Origin of the sequence: Streptococcus mitis (assembly GCF_003944325.1) — a bacterium.
In the GTDB taxonomy this organism is placed as follows: Bacteria; Bacillota; Bacilli; order Lactobacillales; family Streptococcaceae; genus Streptococcus; species Streptococcus mitis_CW.
In genome coordinates this window covers 1-805 of sequence record NZ_RJPX01000097.1, presented here as the reverse complement: position 1 = coordinate 805, position 805 = coordinate 1, and the positions used below count along the sequence as shown (strand labels likewise).

Annotated in this window: 1 protein-coding gene and 1 tRNA gene; both read left to right on the top strand. The window is 36.4% G+C overall.

Features of this window, described 5'->3' with window-relative positions:
• Positions 1-15 precede the first annotated feature (15 nt).
• On the top strand, positions 16-495 hold the full coding sequence (locus tag D8787_RS11270) for a sigma-70 family RNA polymerase sigma factor (protein ID WP_125423882.1): 480 nt from the start codon (positions 16-18) through the stop codon (positions 493-495).
• 93 nt (positions 496-588) lie between these two features.
• Positions 589-660: transfer RNA gene (locus D8787_RS11265), tRNA-Glu, on the top strand.
• The last annotated feature ends 145 nt before the right edge of the window (positions 661-805 follow it).

The window sequence follows — 805 nt, the reverse complement described above, 5'->3', positions numbered from 1 at the left end:
AGAAAGGGGAAGATTATGCTTAAAGAATTGTATGAAGAAGTCCAAGGTATTGTATACAAGTGTAGAAATGAATATTACCTTCATTTGTGGGAGTTATCGGATTGGGATCAAGAGGGAATGATTTGCTTGCATGAATTGATTAGTAAAGAAGAAGGATTAGTAGAAGATATTCCTCGTTTAAGGAAATATTTCAAAACCAAGTTTCGGAGTCGGATTCTAGATTATCTCCGTAAACAAGAAAGTCAAAAACGAAGATATGATAAAGAACCTTATGAAGAAGTAGGTGAGATTAGTCATCGAGTAAGTGAGGGAGGTCTTTGGCTAGACGATTATTATCTCTTTCATGAAACGCTAAGAGATTATAGAAACAAACAAACTAAAGAGCACCAAGAAGAGTTAGAACGCGTCTTAAGACATGAACGCTTCCGAGGACGTCAAAGAGTACTAAGAGACTTACGTATTGTGCTTAAAGAGTTTGATATCCGTAGCCATTAGGAAGTCATGCAAAAAAATTGAAAAAAAATAGAAAAAGTAGTTGACAAGTCTGAAAAAGTCGGTATAATAGTAAGAGTTGAAAATAACAACTCTGGTCCGTTGGTCAAGGGGTTAAGACACCGCCTTTTCACGGCGGTAACACGGGTTCGAATCCCGTACGGACTATGGTATATTGTGGTTTGAAACACTTGATGAAAAAAGTTTAAAAAAGTTTCAAAAAAGTGTTGACAAGCGAAAGCGACTGTGATATACTGATATAGTTGTCACTTGAGAGAAGTGAGTGACAAAGACCTTTGAAAACTGAACAAGA